Genomic DNA, 2,615 nt, shown 5'->3' with positions numbered 1-2,615 from the left:
GCAGGGCATGCAGCAGGGCATGCAGCAGGGCATGCAGCAGGGCATGCAGCAGGGCATGCAGCAGGGCGAATCCTTGGCTTTGCAGAAGCTGCTGACCAAGCGCTTTGGCGCCATGCCATCGGATGTTCTGGCAAAGCTCGCTGCGGCCGACGCAGCACAGATTGATGCGTGGCTTGACCTTGTTCTCGATGCACCAAGTCTGGAATCCATGTTCGGCCCTACCACGCACTGAAGCAAAGCGTCTCGCCAAACGAAAAAATCCCGGACTTGATCCGGGTTTGTCACAATCAAGGGGGCCAGGCACGTTAAATCTGCCAAATCTGCTTTGATCCTCAACTTACCGAGGATGCACTAACCTCTAGACACCTACCGGGCTGGTTCGTTGCGAGCCAATGAATACGGCCACCTTCAGGCCACTAGCCCAAGAAGCCAATGTTCATGCCGGTTGCACGGGAACGAAGTCCGTAGGGTGGCTCTGCACCCCAAGGGTATTTCGGGGCACATTCCCTTCGTCCAGATAAGCGTAGCGTATTCACCTTCCTCATCAACTATTACCATCGGTGCCAGTGTTGAGGGAAGGTCGGGTGCTGTATGAAAAAAAACTTAATTGGAGCAGCCTGGGGGTTGTTCAGGAAGTCTGGTCATGATCTGCAGGCCGAGGTCAGGTCTTGAGTTGTGGTAACTTATACGTTACCATATAAAATATGAAGATCAATCAAGCTTGAAGAGTACATTCGGGAAGACGGTGGCAATTCGTACCGGACGTGGTTCAACGGCTTGGATGCGCAAGCCGCAGCCAAGGTGACGGTCGCCAAGACCCGATTGGAGTTGGGCAACACCTTGAACATCGAATGGTTCAGGGGTGTTGGTGAGTGCAAAATCGACTGGGGGCCGGGTTATCGCATCTACTTGGCGAAGGATGGCGAAGCTCTGATCATTCTGTTCGGTGGCAGCACCAAGAAAGGGCAGCAGAAGGCTATCGATCAGGCGGTGGCGCTGCATGAAGAATACAAGGCGAGGAAGAAGGCACTCGCGACAACCAGGAAAGGAAAGAAAACATGACGCTGACTCGTGATTTCAAACAAACCGTCGTCGAGCGCGTCAAACGCGACCCTGACTTCGCCAAGGCGCTTCTCGATGAAGCAGCCACGCTCTTCCTCAGTGGGGAGCCCGATGCGGCTCGCCTCATTCTCCGCGACCTCGTCAATGCGACGGTTGGCTTCGAGAGCCTTGCTGAACTGACCCACAAGCCCAGCAAGAGCCTGCATCGCATGCTGTCTCCGAAGGGCAACCCCAGCATGGACAACCTGGCGGCCATCTTTGGCGCGGTCAGGAATTGGCTCAAGGTGACGTTTGATGTGAGGGTCGTTGAAATAGCAGGCTAGTTCCGGTTCTAACATGCCTGAGATTTTCACAAAGTCTCAGCCCCGCAACTCACAACTCCTTCGGCAACGCAAACGGCACGTTTTCTTCAACACCTTGCAACGGGTGACGTGACTAGCGCTTATCCAGCACTTCGCGCAACACCGACAGAACCGTGCCAGGGAAGGGGCCAGGCACGATTAAAATCCCAGGAGCAGTTGTCGCTTTAAATGTGACCACGGCCCCTTTGCTTTTGTTTCTTCTTTACAAGGTGACCAACTCGATCAAAAATAGGCACTCTAATGACCATTGCGATGGGCCGAACGATGAAAACATCTTCTGTGGCTTATGCCAAGGCGCATTTTTCTGCCGTGTTGGCCGAAGTCGAGGCCGGCGAGGACGATAAGGGCGTTGTTATCACTCGTCGAGGAATGCCTGTAGCGCGTATCGTTCCCGAGCCGCGAGCCGTTGGCTTTGACTGGGCAGCATTGCGCCATTGGGTGTCCGCATCACCTACGCAGGGTCTGACGGTTACCGAAATGCGCGAACGGGATCTGTTGTGATTTACATCGACACCTCAGTATTAGGCGCGATTTTCTTTCGCGAACCTGGGGCGGCCAAGCTTGTGGCGTGCCTCGAAAGCCAGAGCAAAGCACGGCTGATGATTTCGGCCTGGACCTTGACCGAAATGGCCAGCGTCGGCGGCATCAAGCAGCGGTCAGGCGCTATTGATGCCGCTATCCGGCAGAAAGCGCTGGCTAATTTTCAGCGTTTTGCCTCAATGAATCTTGGCATGACGGAAATCGAGCCTGCTGATTTCCGTAGCGCCGCAGTGTTCATTGACGCGCCAACCACCCTGCGTGCGGGAGACGCACTGCATTTGGCGGTAACTCGTCGCCTGGGTGCAAGACTCGCCAGCCTTGACCTCCGGTTGTGCGCCGCAGCCGAGATGCTTGGCCTGGCACGATTTGATCTTGCTGGGTGAAAATCAGAAGAAAAAGGGCCAGGCACGATTAAAATCCGAGACAGACTTCGCCGCGCTAACTGCCGAAACATGAAACCAGGCAGGTAGAATGCGCTGATGGCAAACGATCATGACTCCGGTTACAAATTCCTCTTTTCAACGCCGGAACTGGTGCGCGACCTGATTATCGGGTTTGTTCCGGATGACTGGTTGCACAGCCTTGACTACACGACCCTGGAGAAAGTGCCGGGAAGTTACGTCAGCGAAGATTTCAGCAACCGCGCCGATG

At 55.0% G+C, this 2,615-nt stretch carries 5 protein-coding genes; all 5 read left to right on the top strand.

Annotated features, from left to right (window positions below):
- The coding region (locus ACOYNV_RS27335) for a DUF4351 domain-containing protein (protein WP_422902973.1) at positions 1–232 on the top strand (232 nt) is incomplete at its 5' end.
- Positions 233–714: 482 nt separating this feature from the next.
- Positions 715–1,062, top strand: a complete 348-nt coding sequence (locus ACOYNV_RS27330; RefSeq protein WP_422902974.1) for a type II toxin-antitoxin system RelE/ParE family toxin — start codon at positions 715–717, stop codon at positions 1,060–1,062.
- Positions 1,059–1,385: a DNA-binding protein gene (locus tag ACOYNV_RS27325; protein ID WP_422902972.1), complete on the top strand. Its 327-nt coding sequence runs from the start codon at positions 1,059–1,061 to the stop codon at positions 1,383–1,385. The genes ACOYNV_RS27330 and ACOYNV_RS27325 overlap by 4 nt, the downstream gene beginning before the upstream one ends.
- 303 nt (positions 1,386–1,688) lie before the next feature.
- Complete coding sequence (locus ACOYNV_RS27320; protein ID WP_422902971.1) at positions 1,689–1,925, top strand: type II toxin-antitoxin system Phd/YefM family antitoxin; 237 nt, start codon at positions 1,689–1,691, stop codon at positions 1,923–1,925.
- Positions 1,922–2,347: a type II toxin-antitoxin system VapC family toxin gene (locus tag ACOYNV_RS27315; RefSeq protein WP_422902970.1), complete on the top strand. Its 426-nt coding sequence runs from the start codon at positions 1,922–1,924 to the stop codon at positions 2,345–2,347. The genes ACOYNV_RS27320 and ACOYNV_RS27315 overlap by 4 nt, the downstream gene beginning before the upstream one ends.
- Positions 2,348–2,615: the final 268 nt, after the last annotated feature.

It is taken from the genome of Propionivibrio sp. (assembly GCF_049316945.1).
Classification (GTDB): Bacteria; Pseudomonadota; Gammaproteobacteria; order Burkholderiales; family Rhodocyclaceae; genus Propionivibrio.
Note: the sequence above shows the minus strand (reverse complement) of the source record. Positions and strands in the feature narration are given on the sequence as shown.